Here is a 21,558-nt window from a genome sequence, read left to right on the forward strand (position 1 = left end):
AAATTATGAAAATTATTAAAAAAGCACAATCTGGGTCATTTGAATCGAGTGATATCATTGTTTTAATTGAACCTGTTGCAGAGAATACAGGACGAAATATTGAAATTGACTCATCTGTAATGTTAGAATTCGGAGATTCTATTGAGAAATTGATTACTAATAAATTAGATGAATATACCATAACTGATATTCATTTAATTGTAAAAGATAAGGGAGCTCTAGAGCCTACAATTAATGCTAGGCTAGAAACTGCAATTATGAGAGCTTGTGATTTACAAAAAGGAACACTATAATAATTATTAGATACTAATAAAACAACATTTATTGTGAAAAAAAATAGAAGAACAATGCTGTATATTCCTGGTAACAATCCAGCAATGCTGCAACAAGGCGGTGTATACGGTGCCGATAGTATATTATTAGATTTAGAAGATGCTGTAGCTTTAAATCAAAAAGATGCGGCTCGTATTTTAGTGAGAAATGTGCTAAAATCCATCAATTTTTATACAACAGAAGTATGTGTAAGAATTAACCATTTAGATACTCCTTTTGGTTTAGAAGATTTGGAAGAAATAGTACCGCTTCAGCCGGATGCAATACGTTATCCAAAAACCGAAACAGTAGAAGAATTAGCAAACCTTATCAAAATTATTGAAGATATTGAAGATAAACACAATCTACCACATGATAAAATGACTATTCATGCGATGATTGAAACTGCTCTTGGGGTACAAAACGTTTTTGAAATTGCAAAATTTTCAAAACGAGTTGACGCTATTACTATTGGCGGTCAAGATTTAACTGCTGATATGAATATAAAAAGCACCAAGGATGGATCTGGAATAGATTTAGCCAGAAAAATGATTGTAATGGCGGCAAAAGCGAATAAAATTGACGCTATTGATACTGTTTTTGTTGATATTAATGACGAAGAAGGTTTACGTATTGATACCGAGTATGCTAAACAAATTGGTTTTTCAGGAAAGGCTGTAATTAACCCAAGACAAATAGATGTTATTCATGATGTTTATATGCCAACAGATGAAGAAATTAGAAAATCATATAGAATTGTAAAGGAGTTTAAGAAGAATAAATTAGCAGGAATTGGCGTTTTTGCCATTGATGGAAAAATGATTGACGCACCTATAATGACGCGTGCAACTCAAGTTCTAGAATTGGCAAATATTGATTTTAATTCAATTTAAATTAAAAACTAATGAAAAATGTAATAGGTCGCGAAGTTCCAGAATATATTGAAGGAATAGGAAAAACAGATATGTTTATTGGTGCTTGGGAAAAACTTAAAAAAGGTTGGATGGATGAACCAACTATTCCGCCACCAAATAAGGCTAAAATGCCACATCTAAGCAAAATGTGTGATACCTTAGAAGATGCAATAGCTAAAACTTCACCTAAAGATGGAATGACCGTTTCTTTTCATCATCATCTTCGTAATGGAGATAATATTTTGGTGAGGTCTATTGAAATATTAGCCAACATGGGTATTAAAAATATTACATTGGCTTCTTCTTCACTAAATGAAGTTCATAACCCAATTCTTAAATACCTGAAAGATGGTACTATTACTAAAATATGGTCGTCTGGAATTCGTGGAGATATTGGTAAAGCAATATCAGAAGGCGTATTAGATATTCCAGTTATCATTCATTCACACGGTGGTAGAGTACGTGCAATACATACAGGAAAAATAAACTTAGATTTAGCAATAGTTGCAGCTTCTGCAGCCGATGAAGAAGGAAACGCAACAGGATCACATGGTAAATCAGCATTTGGTTCATTAGGATATGCAAGTATTGATATGCGTTATTCTAAACAAGTAATTGTAATTACTGATACTATTGTAGAATATCCTTGTATACCTATTTCAATTACACAAAATTTTGTTGATTATGTAGTTAAAGTTGACTCTATTGGTGATGCATCAAAAATTGCCACTGGAAGTACTCGTATTACTAAATCTCCAATGGATTTAAGAATTGCAAAATTAGCAGCCGATGTTATAGAACATTCCGGTTTATTTGTACCAGGATTTTCATTTCAAGTAGGTGCAGGTGGGGCATCATTAGCGGTAGCCAAATTTATTCGTGAAAAAATGATAAAATCCGAAATAAAAGGTAGTTTTATTTTAGGAGGTGTAACTTCATATGTAGTTGATATGTTGAACGAAGGATTGTTTAATGCTATTTTTGATGTGCAATCATTTGATGCAGCAGTTTCTAGTTCTCTTATGGAAAATAGCAATCATATTGAAATACCAGCAGCGTTATATGCAAACCCATACAATTGTGGCTGTATGACAAATAAGCTAGATATTGTTGTTTTAGGTGCCTTGGAAATTGATTTAGATTTTAATGTAAATGTTATAACTGGTTCTGATGGAACTATTAGAGGTGCTTCTGGGGGACATAGCGATACGGCTTCTGGAGCAAACTTAACAGTAGTTGTTTGTCCGTCATTTCGTGGTCGTTTACCAATTGTAAAAAAATCAATTCATACTGTAGTAACACCAGGTGAAACAATTGATGTTTTGGTTACTGAAAGAGGAATATGTGTAAATCCTTTAAAGCCCGAATTGGAAAAAAACTTAAAAAATGCAGGTCTTAACGTACGTAAAATAGAAGACTTACAAAAAGAAGTTGAAGCAATTGTAGGTAAATCAAAAGAAGTAGAATACACTGATAAAATTGTAGGTCTTATTGAATATCGTGACGGCACAATTATTGATGTGATTCGTCAGGTAAAAAATAATGGATAAAAAAAACAAAAATTTAGAGAATGTACTTGATGCCCGCGAAAATAGGGCATCATTACGTTCTCAATTTGTTGAAAATAATCTTTGTACTTTAAGTTTATCTTTAAATATAGCTGGATATCCTAAAAGTAATTTTCTTGTTTCCTCTTTTTTTACTGAAATTTTAAGTGAACTAAAACCCTATTTATTAGCCAATAGAATAGCAATTCAAAATAATGAAGAAATTATTTTAACTGATAAAGCAGGTGATTTTTTTATTGTTCCTTTTTCAAATTCTACAATTGAAATTATTAAAATTAAAGAGTTAACCGAAACTTTTGAATCAACTCACCGTTTAGGAAGACTTATTGATATTGATATTTTTAATGAGCAAGGTTTACCTATTAGTTCAGGTAAAAAGAAACCTTGTTATTTTTGTGGTGAATATTCCGCTATTTCTTGTATGAGAAATAAAAGACATACTTATAATGAGATTAGAGAAAAAATCAGCAATGAAATATCAAATTATTTAAATGTTAAAAATAAAGAGTTAACTATTGATAAATTAACTTCTTATGCTTCAAAAGCAATTCTATATGAAATTTCATTAAGTCCAAAACCTGGTTTAGTTAGCTTTCATGATAGTGGCTCTCATGCTGATATGAATTTTTTCACTTTTTTAAATTCTTCAGCTTCATTAACTCCTTTTTTTAAAGAATTTTGTTTATTAGGTTATAACTATTCAGGAAAATATGAAGAAGCATTAGCCCAAATTCGCCATATAGGTTTACGTGCTGAAAAAGCCATGTTTGAAGCAACAAAAAATGTAAATACACATAAAGGAATTATATTTCTATTTGGTATCTCACTATTTTCAATTTCAAAATTGGTGGCAGAAAAAGAGGGTTATAATGATACTGAGTTTAGATCAATAATAAAGAAAATTTGTAATAAAATGGTAGCTAATGAGTTAGTAAATACAACTAACAAGGCAATTACAAATGGTGAAAAAGTATATGAAAAATACGGAATAATTGGCGCTGGGGTTCGTGGAGAAGTAGAAAAAGGATTTCCTAGTGTGTTTCATAAATCTCAAGCATATTTTGAAGAATATCTGACTTCTTTTTCATATACTAATCAACATGAAATTCAACAAATATTACAAACAGGATTATTGCATATTATGACTGTAAATAACGACAGTAATATATTACATAGAAGCAATTTAGAAACGTTAATACACATACAAACCCTTGCAAAAGAAGCTATTGATAATAATATTGCATATACTCAATTAAACGAATATTGCTTAGCAAAAAATATATCACCAGGTGGTTCTGCTGATTTATTATCAGTTGCTCTTTTATTACATTTTGTAAAAAATGAAAAATTATGACTTTTGAAGATACAGACTTTAGACAAGAATTATTAGATTTAGATAGTCCGTTAGATATAAAATTATTGACCACTTTTTTAACCTCTTTAGGTTTTGAATATGTTAAAGAAGATGTAGATATAACAATGATCATCTATAACTTAAATGATGAAATTATTGGAACCGGATCTTTAAAAGGTAATACTTTAAAATATGTAGTAGTTGCACCTCAGTTTAGAGAGTCTACAGCATTTCCATTAATAGTTACTTATTTAGCAGACAAGGCGTTAGAAAATCATAAACAATGTTTTGTATATACTAAACCTGAAACAGCAAAGCTTTTTCAAGCATTGGGATATTCATTAATAGCAACTGCTGAGCCTTTATTTTCGGTTTTAGAATTTGGCTACAAAACAATTAAAGATTTTCAACATCATTTAAAACAACATAAAATTGAAACTACAACTGACAATATTGCTACTATTATTGTTAATTGTAATCCTTTCACAATTGGGCACCGCTATTTAATTGAAAAAGCTTCGGAAGAAAATGAGCTTGTTTATCTTTTTGTTGTAAGTGAAAATTTATCAGCATTTCCATTTGAAATACGTTGGAAATTAATAGAAGAAGGGGTATCACACCTAAAAAATGTTAAAATGTTAGCTACTGGGCCTTATATTGTTTCTGGAGCTATTTTTCCGAACTATTTTTTGAAACATGAATCTTGGAATCTTATTTCAGAAAAACAAGCTGAAATAGATGTGAAAATATTTGTTGAATATATTGCGCCAGTATTAAATATTAAAAAACGATACATTGGTTGTGAAACTTATTGTGAAACTACAGCTGCTTATAATGCAGCAATGCATAAAATTTTACCTCAGCACAATATTGAAGTAATTGAATGTGAAAGAATTTCATCGAACAAAGAATTTTGCGAAAAAGATTATATAAGTGCTTCAAAAATTAGAGAAGCTATTAAACAAGATAAATTAAAAGACGTTTTAAGTTCACTCCCAGAAAGTACAAAAAACTTCTTATTATCAGAAGATTCTGCAGAAATTAGATTAAAGATAATAAACAGTAATGAAAGACATTAATTAATCTTTTATCATGGCAATATGTGGAATATTGTCTTCTAAATATTCCTCACCAACTTGCTTAAAATGATGAGATTCATAAAAGCTTTTTAAATATTTTTGAGCTGAAATTTTTATAACTGTTTCTTTAAAAAATTCTAGAATAGCTTTTATAGAATGATCAAAAATAATATGTCCGTAACCAAATTTACGTTCATTTTTTGCAACAACAACTCTACCAATACTAGCTTGTGTAAAATAATCACCTGGCTTAAAAACACGTGTATAAGCAACAATTTTTTTATTTTTAAAACCAATTACATGCAATGCTTTTTGATCTTTAAAATCGACATCTTGGTATACGCAATCTTGTTCAACAACAAAAACTTCAGAACGTAATTGTAAAATTTCATACAATTCATTAATAGTTAATTCTGAAAATGATTTGGTAATAACTTCTAACATTTTTAATCTTGTTTAATAATTTCTTTACTGTCGTCTCTATTAAATTCTGGTTGAAGTGTAGAATGAAAAATATGAAATTTTTTAGCTAATATTTCTTCAATTTTTTCACATACCAAATCAAAATCTGATAGCATAACATCTTTTTTAAATTCTATATGAGCTTCAAAATGAGAATCGTGATCATTTAATTGCCAAATATGTACGTGATGAATATTTCTAACTTCAGCTATTTTTAATATTTCATTTTCTACATCGTTAATAATAATATCTTCTGGCGCAAACAACATTAGTATCTTTAATGATGTAACTAAAATACCCCAACTCATATAAATTAAATAAATTGAAATTACTAAAGTTAACAAAGCATCAATCCAATATATTTGATAATATTTCATTAATAATCCTCCAATTAAAACAGCAACAGATGTTAACATATCAGCTAATAAATGCAAATAAGCTGTTTTCATATTTAGATTACTTTTAGCATCTTTTTTTAATAGTAAAACACTAAAACCATTTACGGCAATACCTAAAATGGCTAACCAAATAACCAAATCACTATTAATACTTTGTGGGTTGTTAAAACGTTTTACCGCTTCAAAACCTAAAATAACAGCAATAATTACTAAAGAAGATGCATTTATCAATGCTGCTATAATTTCAGCTCTTTTATAACCAAATGTGTGTTGAGGAGTTTGTTTCTTTTTTCGTGCTAAAACATTAGCTCCATAGCTTATAATTAATGAAACTACATCTGAAAAATTATGTACAGCATCTGAAATTAAGGCTAAACTTCCTGAAATTAAACCTCCAATAAGTTGTGCTATGGTAATTACAGAATTTAAAATTATTGAAATTAATAAGTTTTTACCTGATAATGTTGGATGGCTGTGAGTATGTTTGTGACTCATTTAATTAAGAATGAAAAATGAATAGTATTAACAACATTTTGTTGGTATTTTTTCAACTCTAGTTTGATGGCGACCACCTTCAAATTTAGTATTTAAGAAAATTTCTACAAAACCTAAAGCTTGCTGTAATGAAACAAAACGAGCAGGAATACTTAAAATATTAGCATTGTTATGTAAACGAGCTAATTCAACTAATTCATTATTCCAACATAAAGCAGCTCTAATACCTTGGTGTTTATTAGCTGTAATTTGAGCACCATTACCGCTTCCACAAATAATAATTCCAAGTTCAGCTTTACCATTTTCAACTGCATCTGCAACCGGATGAATAGCATCTGGATAATCCATACTATCATTTGTATTGGTTCCAAAGTTTAAAATTGTAATACCTTTGTTTTCTAATTGTTTTATAATTTCAAATTTGTACGCTGTTCCTGCGTGATCATTACCAATTGCAATTATCATAAAATATGTATTTGTTAATAAGTTAAAGTGCAAAAGTACAAATTCAGAGTTATTAACCATTAAAAAACTGATTGTTAATAGTAATTTTTAATAAGTTGATTTACAACTAACTTACATTAAACTAACAATGTGAATAAGTTTATACTTAAAAAAGAAAACTATTTTTTGTAAAGTAATAATTATTTTATAATACCAAAATCACTTTTTAATAACCAAATTTTTTTATTCTTTTTTTAAAAGAAGTTGTTAACCAATTTAACACCTATTATGAACATTTATAATTATAAAACTTATCAATAAAAATGGTTAATACTGTTAATTTTATAATTGTTTATAACCTAGTTAATTTTGTTGATTTTAAACCTTTTATAAAATAACAACCTGTTTATATCTATTTATAAGTGTAAACTAAAAATTTAAAATTGTTTATTTATTGTAGCTATTAACACACTATCATAACAACCATTTCTTTTTAAAATTTTAAATAAAACTTTTTATAAATAATATAGTTGTTAATAACCTTTATAAAACTAAATTTTAATTGAAAGTTTTAATAGGTTTGAATTAAGTGTAACCGTTTCTATAGTATCTTCTGAAGAAAATGAATTATTTATACTTTTTACAGAAAAGTAAATTCCTGCTAAAAATATAATTAAAAATAAGAAGATAATTTTATATAACCGTTTCATTGTAACACTGTTGTATATTAAAAAGACGATACTTTTTAACATTTGTTACAATTTTTTTAAGAAATTTTTAACTTTTGTAAATTAAGGAACAATAAAACTAACAGCTTTTGGTAGTATTGATACTGAAAAATCATTAGATCCTATAAGTTCTCCGTCTGCTTGAATATATGTTTTTGTATTATCTAACACTTTAATTTGAAGTGAAGAAGCTTTGTAATTATTCACTAATTTATGATTAGTTATGTTTCCATTAAACAAACCTTTAATATTACTTAAAATAGTTAATAAGGTAATTTTTTGAACGTATGAAATATCAAACAATCCATCAGTTGGATTCGAATCTTTAGTAAGTTGCATTCCACCGCCTGAAAATTTACAAAGTCCAATTAATAACATTAAACATTTTCCTTTTAAAATTGTATTGTTAAATATAATTTCAAGTTCAGACTTTTTATAACTAGTTAAACTTACTAATGCACCGGTTAAATATGCTAAAAAACCTAAATTTTTAAATTTATGAACTTTATTAACAACATAACCATCAAAACCAACACCAGCTAAATTATTAAAATAAACAGTTTCATTATTTTTAGCAATGGTAATTTTACCAATATCTTGTTTTATAGTGTTTTCAGTCTTAATTATTTGAATAGCTTTTTTATAATCTTTTGAAATATTATAAGTTTTAATCCAATCATTTCCAGTTCCAATAGCTATAATTCCTATTTTTATTTCTAAAATATTTAAAGGATTTAAACTTAAAACTCCATTTACCATACTATGTAAAGTACCATCACCACCAACACAAATAAATTTTGTAAACCCTTGTTTTATAGAAGTTTGAACTATTTTAACGGCATGATTTTTATATTCTGTAAAAACAACTTCAACTTCAAAATTTTGAGCTATTAATTCATTATAAATAAGTGACCACTTTTTTTTAAAAGCGCCATTTCCTGCAACTGGGTTGACAATGACTAACCATTTTTTTTGCATAAAGTATCTTTAAAATCAGCGCAAAATACAAATTGTAGTTTATATAACCTTTTATTAACAGCATCAACTGTAAATATTTGTACTTTTGATTTAATTATAAAATGAATTTAATGTCGACAAGAAAAAAAATATACAAAAAGAAAGGAAATGTAGTTAAAGAATTAACTTATAAAATAATAAAAATATTAAATCAATCTCCAAATGATAGTTTTAATTATAAGCAAATAGCTGCAAAATTAGATCTGGTAGATGCGAATGGAAGAAATCAAGTTATTCAAAAATTAGAAGAGTTAAAAGGACAACAAAAAGTTGAAGAAACTGAACGTGGTAAATATAAAATTCTTCCATTAGATAAATACTATATTGGAACTATTGATGCTACATCAAATGGAAACGGTTATTTTATTTGTGAAGATTTAGAACACGATATTTATATTCCATCCCGAAATTTAAATAAAGCTTTAAATAAAGATACTGTTAAAATTTACTTATACAATCGTAGAAATAGTAAAAAACAAGAAGGTGATGTTGTTGAAGTTATCAAACGTTTTAAAACTGAATTTGTAGGTGTATTACAATTAAACAGAAATTTTGGTTTTGTTGTTCCTGATGATTCAAAAATGTATGCTGATATTTTTATTCCAGAAAAAAAATTAAAAGGTGCTGAAGATGGTGTAAAAGTTTTGGTAGAAATAACTGATTGGCCAGATAATTCTAAGAATCCTTTTGGAGAAATAAAAGAAATTCTAGGAATGCCTGGTGATCACGATACAGAAATTCATTCTATTCTTTTAGAATATGGATTACCTTATAAATTTCCAGAAAATGTAGAAGCAGAAGCCGATAAAATTCCGTTAGAAATTACGGAAGCTGAAATTGCTAAACGTAGAGATATGCGAAAAGATACTACGTTTACAATTGATCCAAAAGATGCAAAAGATTTTGATGATGCTTTGTCTTTTGAAATATTAGAAAATGGGAATTATGAAATAGGAATTCATATTGCTGATGTTTCGCATTATGTGCAAGAAAATACTATTTTAGAAGATGAAGCTTATGATAGAGCAACATCGGTTTATTTAGTAGATAGAGTAGTGCCAATGCTTCCTGAAGTGTTATCAAACGGAGTTTGTTCATTACGTCCTAATGAAGAAAAACTAACTTTTTCAGCCGTTTTTGAAATGAATGATAAAGGGCATATTTTAAATGAATGGTTTGGTAGAACAATTACCTATTCAGATAAAAGATTTGCTTATGAAGAAGCTCAAGAAATAATTGAAACGAAAGCAAATATAGTTTCTTCTGAAATATCAATTACAGGTGAATCATATACGGTTCAACCAGAAATAGTTTCTGCTATTTTAAAAATGGATGAATTAGCAAAAAAACTTCGTAAGAAGAGATTACAGCAAGGCGCCATAACTTTTGATAGAGTAGAAGTTAAATTTAATTTAGATAAAGAATATGAGCCTATAGGTGTGTTTTTTAAGGAATCTAAAGATGCTAACAAATTAATTGAAGAATTTATGTTGTTAGCAAATAGAAAAGTTGCTGAATTTATTGGAAGAAGCAAAGGTGTACCAAGTAAAAACACGTTTATTTATCGCGTTCACGATGAACCTAATTTAGATAAATTAGAAGCATTACAAGTACTTATTAGTAAATTTGGTTATAAAAATAAAATTGACACCAAAGACAAAAAAACAACATCAACTTCATTAAATAAATTATTGGAAGATGTTCATGGAAAAGGAGAAGCTAATTTAATTGAAACATTAGCAATTCGCTCTATGAGTAAAGCAGAATATACCACACAAAATATTGGTCATTATGGTTTAGCATTTGATTATTACAGTCATTTTACTTCACCAATTAGAAGATATCCTGATGTAATGACACATAGACTATTACAACATTATTTAGAAGGCGGTAAATCTCCAAAATCTGAAGCTTATGAAGTAAAATGTAAGCATGCTTCAGAAATGGAATATTTAGCTTCAAAAGCCGAACGTGATTCTATAAAATATATGCAGGTGAAGTATATGGAAAAACATAAAGATCAGGAGTTTGAAGGAGTAATTTCTGGAGTAACAGAATGGGGAATTTATGTTGAGATTCTTGAAAATAAATGTGAAGGAATGTGTAGAATACGTGAAATTAAAGATGACTATTATATTTTTGATGAAAAGAATTACGCCTTGGTAGGGCAATCAACAAAAAATATGTACCAACTAGGTGATCACGTGTTAATAAAAGTTAAAAAAACAGACTTAGAACGTAAGCATTTAGATTTTACACTATTAAATAAGATTAATAAATAATTAACTTAAAAAGGCACAATTATTGTTTGTTTTGGTAGTTATAGAAATAAAAAAGACATAAAAAAATGAAAAAAATAGCATTACTACTTACATTAACGTGTTCAATAATTTTTGCACAAGAATCAATTACAACAAATTTAGGAGATTTTAATACTATAAAAGTTTATAATGGTTTAACCGTTGAATTGCAAAAATCAAGTACTTCAAAAATTGAAATTACAGGAAAAAAATCGGAAAATGTTTCAATTAAAAATTCTAATGGAATATTAAAAATACGATTAAAATTTCCTGAAGGATTTTCACCTGAAGATGTAAATATTACGGTTTTTTATAACAGTAATATTGATGTTTTAGATGCAAATGAAGGCGCAAGAATTCTTTCTGATGCAACTATTAATCAGCAACATTTAGAAGTAAAAGTCCAAGAAGGAGCTATTATTGAATTACCAATAGAAACAAAATATTTGGTTGTAAAAGCTGTTTCAGGTGGTATTATAACGTTAACAGGAACTACTCAAAACCAAAATATTGAAGCTACAACTGGTGGAATTTATAATGCATATAATTTACAAAGTAAACAAACAACAGCTACTGCTGCTTCCGGTGCTAGAGTAGAAGTTAAAACAAGTGAATTATTAGATGCTAAAGTTCGTTTTGGTGGCACTATTTTATATAAGGGAACACCAGAAGTTTTAAAGACTAAAAAAATAATTGGTGGTACTATAAAAGATGAAAATTAAGGTTAGTTTTGATTTTATTACTATCTTTGTAACTCAAAATTTAAAATTATGAATGCATTATATATATTTTTAGGAATGGTTGGCCCTTGGCAAATAGTGGTAGTTGTTGTTTTAGTATTATTATTGTTTGGTGGAAAGAAAATTCCTGAGTTAATGAAAGGTCTTGGAGGTGGAATTAAGGAATTTAAAAAAGCTTCTCAAGAAGAAAATGCTGATGAAGATAAGAAAGTAGAAGAAAAAAAATAGTTTTATAACTTAATTATATAAAAAAACCTGTACAATTTTGTACAGGTTTTTTGTTTATTATGCTAATAAAATTAAAATTTAATAGCTGTTCCAGAAGCGGTAACCATTAACATACCACCTTTAGCACCAACAGTTTCATAATCTAAATCAATACCTATTACTGCTGAAGCTCCAAGTCTTTGTGCTTGTTCTTCCATTTCTTTTAAAGCAATTTCTTTAGCTTCTCTAAGTACTTTTTCATAAGAACCAGATCTTCCACCAACAATATCTCTAATACCTGCAAAAAAGTCTTTAAAAATATTTGCACCAATAATAGTTTCACCAGAAACAATTCCTAAATATTCTTTAATTGTGTGAGTTTCTAATGTATTTGTTGTTGTTAAAATCATTATTTCTTACTTTTTTTAGTAACTTCTTCGTGAGATGATTCATTAATTTTATTAGCTGCAACTAGGCTTGTAACCATATCATTTAGCATGGTACTTGCGGCATTTGGATTGTTAGGTAATAAAATTAAATTCGATTTTGTATCAGCACCAATACTTTGTAAAGTATCGTAATGTTGTGTAATAATAATAAGTGCTGATGCTTCTTGACTGTTAATACCAGCTCTGTTTAAAACAACCACGCTTTCTTCTAAACCACGTGCAATTTCTCTTCGTTGATCTGCAATACCTTTACCTTGTAAACGTTTACTTTCAGCTTCAGCTTTTGCGCGTTCAACAATTAAAATACGTTGTGCATCTCCTTCGTGTTGTGCAGCAATTTTTTCTCGATCAGCTGCATTTATACGGTTCATAGCTATTTTCACCTTTTCATCAGGATCAATATCAGTCACCAAAGCTTTAATAATGTCGTAACCGTAGTCTAACATCGCTTGTTTTAAGTCGCGTTGAATAGCCAATGCAATTTCTTCTTTCTTTTCAAAAACATCATCTAAAATCATTTTAGGAACTTCAGCTCTAACTACATCAAAAATAAAGGCAGTAATTTGCTCATGTGGATTTTGTAATTTGTAAAAAGCATCATACACGTGATCAGGTCTAATCAAGAATTGAACTGAAATTTTTAAGTGTACAAAAACGTCATCTTTAGTTTTGGTTTCAACAATTACATCTAATTGTTGAACACGCAAACTTACACGTCCAGAAACTTTATCTACCAGTGGTATTTTAAGCTGTAAACCAGAATTTCTAGTGCTTTGAAATTTCCCAAAACGTTCAATAATAGCGATAGTTTGTTGTTTTACTGTAAATAAACCTGAGACAAGAAGTACAACAGCGATAAAAATAATAATATAAGTTCCAATCATTTTTAAATTTTTTTAAGATTAATGAATTAAAAATTAAAGATACAATGATTCAGCAATTAAATCAATTTGATCTTCTGTTATATGTTGTTAAAATTATAAAATTGTTACAAATAAAATTTTAAAAGATGTATTTATCTTTTAAAATTGGGAATTTAATAGTTATTCCTTAATTTTAAAGATGTAAATGTTAATTCACTTAAATAAAGTAAAGTATGAAACAATCTATAAGTTTTAAACTAAATAATGAACCCATAACAATTGAAGTTAATGGAGATGAATCTCTTTTAACGGTTATTCGTACCTATTTAGATCAAACAGGAACTAAATATGGGTGTGGTATTGGAGAATGTGGTGCTTGCACTGTTTTAATAGATAACCAAGCTGAAAAAGCTTGTATGATTTTAATTGAAGACGTTATAGATACGGAGATTTTAACAATTGAAGGCTTAGCTTCAAATGGAAATCTTCATCCACTACAAAAAGCATTTGTTAGCCATGATGCCTTGCAATGTGGTTTTTGTACACCTGGTATGATTATGAACGCTTATGGTTTATTAAAGCGCAACCCAAATCCTACACGTGAAAATATAATTGACGAAATGGATGCTAATTTATGCCGATGCGGTTCTTATAATAGAATAGTAGAGGCTATTCAAACAGCAGCTGAAGAAATGAACGAAAAAATTAAATTATGAAACCTGATAAAATAACCGAGTTATATTTTAGCGATGTTAATGAACCTATCAATTACGATCGTAGAAAATTTTTAAAGAAATTAGGAAAAGGAATCATTGTTATTTTTTCATTAAGTGAATTATCATTAATGAATGGTTGGAGCCAAGGAACTTCACAAGAAAAAGAACTTGATTTTAATGCATATTTAAGAGTAAAAGAAGATGGAAGAGTAGATTGTTATACTGGTAAAATTGAAATGGGTCAGGGAATTATTACTTCTTTAGCGCAAGTTATTGCAGAAGAATTAGAAGTACCAATAAACTCTGTTGATATGATAATGGGAGATACAGATCTTTGCCCTTATGATGCGGGTACTTGGGGATCTTTAACTACTCGTTTTGCTGATCCTGTGCTTAGAGCAGCAGCAGCTGAAGCACGTGAAATTTTAATTGATATTGCCGCCAAGCATTTTGAAGTAACAAAAGATATGTTACAAGTTAAAGATGGAATTATTTATGTAAAAGATAATCATTCTAAAAAAGTAACTTTTGCTGAATTAACAAAGGGTAAAAGAATAGTTCGAAGTTTAAAAATTAAACCTGAAATTAAAAAGGCTAAAGATTTTAAAATTATAGGTAAACCAACAATTAGCTTAGATGCTGTAGCTAAAGTAGCAGGAAAAGCAAAATATTCAGGTGATATCAAATTAACTGGAATGGTGTATGCAAATGTTGTTAGACCAACCGTATATGGTTCAAAAATTTTAAGTGTAGACGCATCTGGATTATCAGCATTTGAAGGTGTTCAATTAATCAATGAAAATGATTTAGTAGCAGTTGTTCATGAAGATCCTGAAATTTCATATAAAGCTTCCAAAATAGTTAAAGTATCATGGGAAGCACCTGAAATTAAAACAAATAATGAAGATATTTTTCAATATTTAGATGAAAATGTGAAAGAGCATAAAGTATTTATTGAAGAAGGAAATATTGAAAATGCTAAGCTAGCTTCTAAAACAATTATTGAAGCTAATTATCATGATGGATATGTTGCACATGCTCCAATAGAAACACATTCTGCAACTTGTTACTTTGAGAACGACAAATTAACAATATGGGCGTCTACACAAACACCATTTGGAACACGTGAACAGTTAGCTAATACATTTGATATGCCGTTAGAAATGGTTCATGTGAAGCAAATATTTCTTGGAGGAGGATTTGGAGGTAAAATATACAACCAACAAGCTATAGAAGCAGCTAGAATAGCTAAATCTTGCGGTAAACCAGTTCAATTGGTTTGGAGTAGAAGAGAAGAGTTTATGTATGATAGATTTAGACCAGCAGCACTTATGAAAGCTGTTTCGGGTGTTGATGAAAATGGAAAATTAAATTTATGGGAATTTGATATTTACTGTGCCGGAACAAGAGGTACAAAATTATTTTATGATATTCCAAATAGTAGAACTAGAATGTTTAATTCGGCTGATATTCATCCTTTTGGTACAGGAGCTTGGAGGGCACCAGGGAATAATTCAACTACATTTGCTCGGGAATCTCATATTGATGCAACAGCGCATTCTGTTGGTATTGACGCATTAGAATTCAGATTGAAGAATTTAAAAAATGATGATATGGTTGCTACACTTAAACTTGCAGCTAAAACATTTGACTGGACTAGAAAAAAAGAACCTGGATTTGGTTACGGAATTGCTCTTGGAGAAGATGCAGGTACATTAGTCGCGATTATTGCTGAAGTTTTTGTAGATAAATTTACGGGAGTGGTAGATGTTATAAAAGTGGTTTGCGCTCAAGATATGGGGCAAGTTGTAAATCCACACGGAGCTACAGTTCAAACGGAAGGTGGAATTACAATGGGTTTAGGTTATTCTTTATATGAAGAAATTGAGTTTAATGGAGGTACTATTAAATCTAAAAATTTTAATAGATATGAAATTACTCGATTCTCTAAAACTCCTAAAATAGCGTGTGTATTTATAGATAAAATGGACTCAAAGCCTCAAGGTGGAGGCGAACCAGCTATTATTTGTGTAGGTGGTGCAATTGCAAATGCTGTTTTTGATGCCTGTGGTGCTAGAGTTAACAGAATGCCTGTTACACCTGAGAGAATTTTAAAAGCACTAAAAAATAGTTAAAAGGTATATTTCAATAAATTGTTATTAATAAAAAAGTTCCAAAAAAATATTTTTTGGAACTTTTGGTTTATAAATTTTAAAGAATACTAGTTTAAATCTAAAGCGTATTAATTGCTTTATTAATTCTATCAATTGTTGCTGTTTTACCTATCATTTCTGCAATATCGAACAAATGAGGACCTTTCATAGCTCCAACCAAACTTAATCTAAAAGGTTGCATTACCATTCCAAATCCAATTTCTTTTGAAGTAATCCATTCTTTAATAATGGTTTCAATATTTTTTGAAGTAAAATCTTCAATAGTATTTAAAACTTCAATTATTTCTTTCATTAATGAATTAGTTTCTGCTTTCCAGTTTTTCTTTGAGGCTTTTTCATCATATTCTGAAGGAGCTTCAAAAAAGAAGTTAGATAATTCCCAAAAATCAGTCACAAAAGTGGCTCGTTCTTTTATTAAAGAAACTACTTTTTCAGCATATTTTAAATTAGTAGTTATTCCTTTTTCGTTTAAAATAGGAAGAAATATTTCTGCCAATTCAGCATCTGTTTTTTGCATCATATATTGCTGATTAAACCAGTTGGTTTTCTCAGGACTAAATTTTGCACCACTTTTACTTACGCGCTCTAAAGAAAATGTTTTATAGAGTTCTTCTAAACTGAAAATTTCTTGCTCTGTACCTGGATTCCAACCTAATAAAGCCAACATATTTATAAAAGCATCAGCAAAATAACCATCTTCTTTATAACCACGTGAAACTTCATTTGTTTCAGTATTAGCATATGCTAAAGGAAATACAGGAAACCCTAATTTATCACCATCTCGTTTGCTTAATTTACCTTTTCCAACAGGTTTTAAAATTAATGGTAAATGTGCAAATTCAGGAATATCCCAACCAAAAGCTTGATATAAAGCTATATGTAGAGGTAGAGAAGGTAGCCATTCTTCTCCTCGAATTACGTGACTAATTTCCATTAAATGATCATCTACAATATTTGCTAAATGATAAGTTGGCATTCCATCACTTTTAAATAAAATTTTATCGTCTAATAATTCTTTTTTGAATGAAACATTTCCTCTAATAATATCTCTTGTTGAAATTATGGCACTTTCGCCATCTTTTAAAGGATTATGCATTTTAAATCGAACTACATAGTTATCACCATTTGCAATTCGTTTTTCAACTTCTTCTTTTGATAAAGAAATAGAATTGGTTAGTTTCGCTCTATTATGCCAATTATAAATAAAAGTTTTACCTTTTTCTTCGTGATCATTTCTATGAAAATCTAATTCTTCAGTAGTATCAAAACAGTAATAAGCATTTCCACTTTCAATTAATTGATTTGCATACTGCTTATAAATATCTTTTCGTTCAGATTGACGATAAGGTCCAAATTTCTCATTTTTGTTAGGCCCTTCATCAAAAGGAATATTACACCAGTTTAATGCATCAATAATATATTGTTCAGCATTTGCAACATAACGAGTCTGGTCTGTATCTTCAATTCTTAAAATAAAAGTACCGTTGTGTTTTTTAGCGAATAAGTAGTTATAAAGGGCAGTTCTAACACCACCAATATGTAAAGGTCCGGTTGGACTTGGAGCAAATCGTACTCTAACGTTCTTCATTTATCTTGTTTTTTAAAGTGCAAAGATAATTTTTCAATAGGAATATACGCATATTAATACAAAAAAAGGCTGCAGTGAAGCAACCTTTAAAACCAGCCCAAAAAATGATTTTAAGTACCCTTTGAAATTAATCAAAGAATGTTTTAGTGTGGGTATTTAGGGACAATTATATTCTTATTTTAAAAACCGTATGTTTTTTTCAAATGTTCTTTGATCTGCAGAACTTTCAGTAACCATATTTAGCAATAAAAAATTAAAGCAAATAACCATGAATATGATGAAGCCAATTAGAATAGGTTTAGATTTATTTACTTCCATGACTTTCTTTATTAGTAATGCTTAATAACATTATTATTTGAACACTTCAAAAGTACTCATATCCATAAAAATTTAAAGAAGGAAATACCCTGTTTCTAAAAGGGGATATTTCCCCTTTTTATAATTTTAATTACAATTATAAAAAATAAACTACTGATTTGTAAGTGGATAGATGTTATTTCATGTTAAACGCAATACGTTATGGTTAAAACTTAAGAAAATAGTACTTTTAACAAATCAATTTTAAAGAAATTAATTAACGATGAAAGCAAACTTACCAAAAGGGCTTATTACACCTACGAAAGCAAAAGAATTAAATCAGCAATTTATTAAAACCCGTTCTAAAGATTTAAACAAAATAGTTAAAAAAGAGTCGGGCGATCTTAAAAAAGAAGATGCTATTTCTTGTTGGTTTTCTTTAGAAGAGTTGAAAAATTATATTGCATATGTTGAAAATGAAGCACCAGATGCTAACGGATTACGTGTTTATTTTGGAGCCTATTCTAACAACAATAAAAAACAAAATAAAAAGGATTTATCCACAGTATTTTTTGTACCAACAAAAGCTAAACAAAGCTCTTTACAAAAAGCAATAAATGTTTTAGAAGAAACTAGTTCTGATATTGATGACATTGGTGCATTAAATTCTGGAGAAATAGGGATTCCACCTAGTGCAACATATCCACAATAGTTTAAACAATGCCAATTTATTTATATCCATTAATTTATTCAATTAGTATTCTAGTTGGTTTGTTTAATTTTAAGAAATTTTCTCATAACAAACCTTTAAAGTTCTTTTTGTATTTTTTAATTTATACACTTGTTTCTGAAATTATTGGAGCTTATATGGGTAAGATATTAGTTGTAAAGAATAATGTTATTTATAATTCTTGGAATATTATTAATATGTTATTTGTTTCTTATCTTTTGTTAAGTCAAATTACAAATAAATTTAAGCGAATTATAATTTATTTATTAGTAGCAATTTTCATTATAATCACATTCGTAAATGTATTATTTTATGCTGGTATATTTGAATATCTTTTATCGAAGAACAACTTATTAGCAAAGACACTTGTTGTTGTTGTGGTTATTATTTATTTCACTGAAGTATTGGAAAACGACAAGATTTTAAATTTTAAAAATTCATTATTCTTTTGGATAGCATTGGGTATATTTTTATATAATATAGCATTTTTACCTTCTATTGCATTATTTAAATATACATCGGTTTATGGGATGTTTCAGTATATAACTTTTGGTCTTAATTTAATAATGCATACCTGTTTTATTACAGGTTTTATAATAAGTAAAAAAGAATTTAATAGCTAATTTTTAATAAAATTCAAAGTGTACGAATATAAGTATATAATTATTTATACAATAACGCTTACTATTGGGTTATTGAATTATAAAAAATACAGTCATAATTTGCAATTAAAATTATGGTTGTGTTTTTTAGTGTATTCCTTTATTACTGAAATTGTTGCGAGATATATTATTGAAACATATAATATGAGAGCAATTAAATTGTCTAATTCTTGGATGCTTATTAATTCTTTTTTTTATATACTGTTTTTTTTGGGTAAAATAAGAAACACCTTAAAACGAAAATTCATAATAGGTTTCGTATTAATTTTTGCTTTATACACGCTAATTAGTATGTTGTTTTTTAAGAATTTCGGAAAGGAATACTTTGTTGATAGCTGGATTTTAGGACAGTTATTTGTGGTATTAACAATTATGTTGTATTATTCTGAACTGCTTAAAAGTGATGCCATTTTAAACATTAAATACTCCTTGTTTTTTTGGATAAGTATTGGAGCATTAATTTTTAATATAGGGATTCTTCCTGTTTTTGTAATAGGAGAACTTATTGATTGGCAAGGCATATTTAGATATATATTAGTAATTTTAAATATTGTTTTAAATCTTTCTTTTATTACGGGGTTTGTGTTAAGTAAAAAAGAATTTAATAATTAAAATTTGGAACAAAAAGAAGTACAAATAATGGTTTTAATTGCTACAATAATTGTAATTATTTTAGCAGTTAGTTTAATTTTCTTTTTCTCATATTTTCAGCAGAAAAAAACAACTTTTTTATTAAAGCAGCGTGAAATTCAGCAGCGGTTTGATGAAGAAATTACGAAGTCGAAATTAGAAATTCAAGAACAAGCGCTTCAAAATATAAGTTGGGAAATTCATGACAATGTAGGGCAATTGTTATCAGTTGCAAAAATGCAATTGAACATTTTACAATTAAACGTACCTGAAAATCAACAAAGTAAAATACAGGAAACTAGTGATATTGTTGGAAAAAGTCTTCAGGAATTAAGAGGCTTGGCAAAATCTTTAAATCCAGATACTATAAAAAATAAAGGTTTAATTGAGTCTATAAAACTAGAAATAGACCGATTTAATCGTTTGAATTTTATAAATTCTTCTTTAAAAATTTCTGATGAACCTTATAATTTGAGTAATGAAAAAGAAATTATTTTGTTTAGAATTTTACAAGAGTTTAGTAATAATACCTTAAAGTATTCTAAAGCTGAAAATTTAGTAATTGAACTAAAATATACAGATAATCAATTAGAAATTTATGCAGAAGATGACGGTATTGGCTTTGATATAAATGACAAATCTAACCATGAAGGTATTGGTTTATTAAATATGGAAAGTAGAGCAAAGTTAATAGGAGGAACCATAGATTTAAAATCATCTGAGAACAACGGAACCAAGTTATATATAAGTTGCCCAAAATAAAAAATGATGAATAAAATAGATATTATTATTGTTGATGATCACGTCCTTTTTTCGCAAGCATTAAATGGGCTAGTTTCTAACTATGATGAATTTAATGTAGTAACTGTTTTAAATAACGGAAAAGAGTTGGTAGATTATTTTTCTATAGAAAATAAGCAACCGAAAATTGTTTTAATGGATATTCAAATGCCTTTAATGAATGGTATTGAAGCTACACAATGGTTAAAAGATAATAAACCTGAAATTAAAGTATTAGCTTTATCAATGGAAGCTGATGAAGATACAATTTTAAAAATGCTTCGTGCTGGAGCCAAAGGTTATTTATTGAAAGATATTCATCCTTCAGTATTACAACATGCCTTAAAGGAAGTTTATGCGTCAGGTTTTTATTATACTGAAAACGTGACTAATACTTTGTTAAATTCTATTCATAATAAAGAAAAACCGATTGCAATTAAACTAAAAGAAAGAGAATTAGAGTTTTTAAAACTAGCTTGTACAGAAAGAACTTACAAAGAAATTGCTGAAGTCATGTTTTTAAGTCCAAAAACTGTTGATAATTATAGAGAAGCTTTGTTTGAAAAATTAGGCGCTAAAACTCGAATTGGGTTGGTTTTATATGCAATTAAAGAAAAAATTGTAATCCTATAGTTCGTCTTAATTTACTGT

The 21,558-nt window shown here is 28.3% G+C and carries 22 protein-coding genes; 15 read left to right on the forward strand and 7 right to left on the reverse strand.

The window, feature by feature from the left end:
* The 5 genes from citD to citC form a co-directional block, all read left to right on the forward strand.
* Window positions 1-293: citrate lyase acyl carrier protein (gene citD, locus Q0352_RS01710; RefSeq protein ID WP_299522624.1), on the forward strand; the 293-nt coding region annotated here is incomplete at its 5' end.
* Between the two features lie 33 nt (window positions 294-326).
* Complete coding sequence (locus Q0352_RS01715; protein WP_299522627.1) at window positions 327-1,205, forward strand: aldolase/citrate lyase family protein; 879 nt, start codon at window positions 327-329, stop codon at window positions 1,203-1,205.
* Between the two features lie 11 nt (window positions 1,206-1,216).
* Window positions 1,217-2,776, forward strand: coding sequence for a citrate lyase subunit alpha (gene citF / locus Q0352_RS01720; protein WP_299522630.1), 1,560 nt, complete (start codon window positions 1,217-1,219; stop codon window positions 2,774-2,776).
* A complete protein-coding gene (locus Q0352_RS01725; protein ID WP_299522633.1) occupies window positions 2,769-4,148 on the forward strand; it encodes a triphosphoribosyl-dephospho-CoA synthase in 1,380 nt (459 codons plus the stop codon). The genes citF and Q0352_RS01725 overlap by 8 nt, the downstream gene beginning before the upstream one ends.
* Window positions 4,145-5,227, forward strand: a complete 1,083-nt coding sequence (gene citC / locus Q0352_RS01730; protein ID WP_299522636.1) for a [citrate (pro-3S)-lyase] ligase — start codon at window positions 4,145-4,147, stop codon at window positions 5,225-5,227. Before Q0352_RS01725 ends, citC begins: the two co-directional genes overlap by 4 nt.
* Here the strand turns inward: citC and Q0352_RS01735 are convergent, their stop codons facing one another.
* From Q0352_RS01735 to Q0352_RS01750, 4 genes are all read right to left on the reverse strand, one after another.
* Entirely contained in the window at window positions 5,228-5,671 is a 444-nt protein-coding gene (locus tag Q0352_RS01735) for a GNAT family N-acetyltransferase (protein WP_299522639.1), read from the reverse strand.
* Between the two features lie 2 nt (window positions 5,672-5,673).
* Complete coding sequence (locus Q0352_RS01740) at window positions 5,674-6,582, reverse strand: cation diffusion facilitator family transporter (protein ID WP_299522642.1); 909 nt, start codon at window positions 6,580-6,582, stop codon at window positions 5,674-5,676.
* A gap of 27 nt (window positions 6,583-6,609) precedes the next feature.
* Window positions 6,610-7,047 carry a ribose 5-phosphate isomerase B gene (gene rpiB, locus Q0352_RS01745; RefSeq protein ID WP_299522645.1) on the reverse strand — a complete coding sequence of 146 codons (438 nt, stop codon included), beginning with the start codon at window positions 7,045-7,047 and terminating at the stop codon, window positions 6,610-6,612.
* A gap of 770 nt (window positions 7,048-7,817) precedes the next feature.
* Complete coding sequence (locus tag Q0352_RS01750) at window positions 7,818-8,732, reverse strand: diacylglycerol kinase family protein (RefSeq protein ID WP_299522648.1); 915 nt, start codon at window positions 8,730-8,732, stop codon at window positions 7,818-7,820.
* Between the two features lie 110 nt (window positions 8,733-8,842).
* Here Q0352_RS01750 and rnr point away from each other — a divergent pair, with 110 nt between their 5' ends.
* The 3 genes from rnr to tatA all read left to right on the forward strand — a co-directional run bounded on the left by rnr (window position 8,843) and on the right by tatA (window position 12,039).
* Entirely contained in the window at window positions 8,843-11,053 is a 2,211-nt protein-coding gene (gene rnr, locus Q0352_RS01755; RefSeq protein WP_299522651.1) for a ribonuclease R, read from the forward strand.
* A gap of 65 nt (window positions 11,054-11,118) precedes the next feature.
* A complete protein-coding gene (locus tag Q0352_RS01760; RefSeq protein WP_299522654.1) occupies window positions 11,119-11,793 on the forward strand; it encodes a head GIN domain-containing protein in 675 nt (224 codons plus the stop codon).
* Window positions 11,794-11,841: 48 nt separating this feature from the next.
* Window positions 11,842-12,039: a twin-arginine translocase TatA/TatE family subunit gene (tatA, locus tag Q0352_RS01765; protein ID WP_299522657.1), complete on the forward strand. Its 198-nt coding sequence runs from the start codon at window positions 11,842-11,844 to the stop codon at window positions 12,037-12,039.
* Window positions 12,040-12,110: 71 nt separating this feature from the next.
* Here tatA and Q0352_RS01770 read toward each other — a convergent pair whose 3' ends face one another.
* Window positions 12,111-12,428 carry a heavy metal-binding domain-containing protein gene (locus Q0352_RS01770; RefSeq protein WP_299522660.1) on the reverse strand — a complete coding sequence of 106 codons (318 nt, stop codon included), beginning with the start codon at window positions 12,426-12,428 and terminating at the stop codon, window positions 12,111-12,113.
* A complete protein-coding gene (locus Q0352_RS01775; RefSeq protein ID WP_299522663.1) occupies window positions 12,428-13,351 on the reverse strand; it encodes an SPFH domain-containing protein in 924 nt (307 codons plus the stop codon). The genes Q0352_RS01770 and Q0352_RS01775 overlap by 1 nt, the downstream gene beginning before the upstream one ends.
* Window positions 13,352-13,563: 212 nt before the next feature.
* On the opposite strand from Q0352_RS01775, the gene Q0352_RS01780 reads away from it, so the two are divergent.
* Window positions 13,564-14,046, forward strand: coding sequence for a (2Fe-2S)-binding protein (locus tag Q0352_RS01780; RefSeq protein WP_299522666.1), 483 nt, complete (start codon window positions 13,564-13,566; stop codon window positions 14,044-14,046).
* Window positions 14,043-16,181, forward strand: coding sequence for a molybdopterin cofactor-binding domain-containing protein (locus Q0352_RS01785; RefSeq protein ID WP_299522669.1), 2,139 nt, complete (start codon window positions 14,043-14,045; stop codon window positions 16,179-16,181). The genes Q0352_RS01780 and Q0352_RS01785 overlap by 4 nt, the downstream gene beginning before the upstream one ends.
* Window positions 16,182-16,278: 97 nt before the next feature.
* On the opposite strand, the gene gltX is transcribed toward Q0352_RS01785, so the two are convergent.
* Entirely contained in the window at window positions 16,279-17,808 is a 1,530-nt protein-coding gene (gltX, locus tag Q0352_RS01790; protein WP_299522672.1) for a glutamate--tRNA ligase, read from the reverse strand.
* 580 nt (window positions 17,809-18,388) lie between these two features.
* Here gltX and Q0352_RS01795 point away from each other — a divergent pair.
* From Q0352_RS01795 to Q0352_RS01815, 5 genes are all read left to right on the forward strand, one after another.
* Window positions 18,389-18,817, forward strand: coding sequence for a hypothetical protein (locus Q0352_RS01795; protein ID WP_299522675.1), 429 nt, complete (start codon window positions 18,389-18,391; stop codon window positions 18,815-18,817).
* Between the two features lie 8 nt (window positions 18,818-18,825).
* The gene (locus Q0352_RS01800) at window positions 18,826-19,458 is read left to right on the forward strand and encodes a hypothetical protein (protein ID WP_299522678.1); all 633 of its coding nucleotides are present in this window, start codon (window positions 18,826-18,828) and stop codon (window positions 19,456-19,458) included.
* A 183-nt stretch (window positions 19,459-19,641) separates the two neighbouring features.
* Window positions 19,642-20,109: a hypothetical protein gene (locus tag Q0352_RS01805; RefSeq protein WP_299522681.1), complete on the forward strand. Its 468-nt coding sequence runs from the start codon at window positions 19,642-19,644 to the stop codon at window positions 20,107-20,109.
* Between the two features lie 3 nt (window positions 20,110-20,112).
* Window positions 20,113-20,889: a sensor histidine kinase gene (locus Q0352_RS01810; protein WP_299522684.1), complete on the forward strand. Its 777-nt coding sequence runs from the start codon at window positions 20,113-20,115 to the stop codon at window positions 20,887-20,889.
* 3 nt (window positions 20,890-20,892) lie between these two features.
* Window positions 20,893-21,540 carry a response regulator gene (locus Q0352_RS01815; protein ID WP_367274570.1) on the forward strand — a complete coding sequence of 216 codons (648 nt, stop codon included), beginning with the start codon at window positions 20,893-20,895 and terminating at the stop codon, window positions 21,538-21,540.
* Window positions 21,541-21,558 lie beyond the last annotated feature (18 nt).

It is taken from the genome of uncultured Lutibacter sp. (assembly GCF_937891065.1).
GTDB lineage: Bacteria > Bacteroidota > Bacteroidia > Flavobacteriales > Flavobacteriaceae > Lutibacter.